Origin of the sequence: Streptosporangium sp. NPDC001681, assembly GCF_040298085.1 — a bacterium.
Taxonomy (GTDB): Bacteria; Actinomycetota; Actinomycetes; order Streptosporangiales; family Streptosporangiaceae; genus Streptosporangium.
Genome location: NZ_JBEOZN010000302.1, coordinates 1 through 2,002, shown reverse-complemented (window position 1 = coordinate 2,002; position 2,002 = coordinate 1). Strand labels below are relative to the sequence as shown.

The following is a 2,002-nucleotide window of genomic DNA, read 5'->3' as shown; positions in this document are numbered from 1 at the left end:
CCAGCACCGCGGCTGGATCCACGTACGCATCCGTCCCAAGTGAACGAGCGTCCGAACCCCGCGAGTCCGAGTCGGCGAGCGCGGTGAGGGTGTCGTCGGCCATGGCGGTCAGCACCCCGTCGGGGCCGAGCTCCAGATACGCCCGTACCCCCTGGCCGTGCAGCGCGCGCACCCCGTCGGCGAACCGGACCGCGCCGCGCACCTGCTCCACCCAGTAATCCGGCGAGCACAACCGCTCCGCCATGGCCACCTGGCCGGTCACGTTCGACACCACCGGAATACGCGGCGCGCTGTAGGTCAACCCGCCCGCCAGGGCACGGAAGTCCTCCAGCATCGGCTCCATCAACGGCGAGTGGAACGCATGCGACACCCGCAACCGCTTGGTCCGAACCCCCTGACCTTCCAGGGCGGCGGCCACCTCCAGCACCGCCTCCTCCACCCCGGAGATCACCACCGAGGCCGGGCCGTTCACCGCCGCGACCGACACCTCATCCTCACGCCCCGCCAGCAGAGCGGCGACCTCCTCCTCGGCGGCCTGCACCGCCACCATCGCCCCACCCGACGGCAACGCCTGCATCAACCGCGCCCGACCCGCCACCAGCACACACGCATCCTTCAGGGACAACACCCCGGCCACATGGGCAGCGGTGATCTCCCCGATCGAATGGCCCGCCAGCACATCCGGCCGAACCCCCCACGAGGACACCAGCCGGAACAGCGCCGTCTCCACCGCGAACAACGCCGGCTGCGCCCACCCCGTCTGATCCAGCAGCCCCGCCTCAGCCGAACCCGGCTCGGCGAACAGCACCTCCCGCACCGAACAGCCCGCCCGCTTGGCCGACTCGCCGCCCGGCCGCCCGGCCAACTCCCCGTCCAACTGCTCCAGCACCGCGTCCAACGCCTGCGCGAACATCGGGAACCGGTCATACAGCTCCCGGCCCATCCCCACCCGCTGGCTGCCCTGACCGGTGAACAACACCGCCAGCTGCGGCTCCGGCTCCGCCGTCCCGCGCACCACACCGGCGCCCGGACGGTCCTCGGCCAGCGCACCCAGCCCGGCCAGCACACCATCACGATCGCCGGCCAGCACCACCGCCCGATGCTCGAACGCCGACCGCGTCGTCGCCAGCGAGAACGCCGTGTCGGCCAGCCCCAGCCCAGGCTCGCCCGCCAGGAACGACACCAACCGCTCGGCCTGCGCCCGCAACGCCTCCACCGACCGGCCCGACACCAGCACCGGCACCACACCCGCAGTCGCAGCAGGTGCCTGGCCCTGCGAAGCCTCTTCGGGTTCCGGCGTTTCCGGTCCTTGTTCAATGATCACGTGGGCGTTGGTGCCGCTGATCCCGAACGACGACACCCCCGCCCGCCACGGCCGCTCCACCCGAGGCCACGACCGAGATTCGGTCAGCAACTCCACAGCACCAGCCGACCAGTCCACATGCGACGACGGCGCATCCACATGCAACGTCCTGGGCAACACCCCATGCCGCATCGCCATGACCATCTTGATCACACCCGCCACACCGGCAGCCGCCTGCGTATGACCGATGTTCGACTTGATCGACCCCAGCAGCAGCGGCCGATCCTCCGGCCGATCCTGACCGTACGTCGCCAGCAACGCCTGCGCCTCGATCGGATCACCCAACGTCGTGCCGGTGCCGTGCGCCTCCACCGCGTCCACCTCTGACGGCGACAACCCCGCACCGGCCAGCGCCTGACGGATCACCCGCTGCTGCGACGGACCATTCGGCGCCGTCAACCCGTTCGACGCGCCGTCCTGGTTCACCGCCGAACCCCGCACCACCGCAAGGATCGGGTGGCCGTTGCGCCGAGCGTCCGACAACCGCTCCAGCACCACCACCCCGATACCCTCGGCCCAGCTCGTGCCATCGGCCGCCTCGGCAAACGCCTTGCACCGCCCATCAGGAGCCAGCCCACCCTGCTGACTGAAATCGATGAACGCACCCGGCGACGCCATCACCGTCACACCACCGGCCAA

1 protein-coding gene is annotated in these 2,002 nt (G+C 70.7%); it reads right to left on the bottom strand.

Annotation, left to right across the window (positions count from 1 at the left end; all coding sequences use genetic code 11):
- On the bottom strand, window positions 1–1,981 hold a 1,981-nt coding region (locus ABT130_RS47470; protein ID WP_350966482.1), incomplete at its 3' end, for a type I polyketide synthase.
- Between the last annotated feature and the right edge of the window lie 21 nt (window positions 1,982–2,002).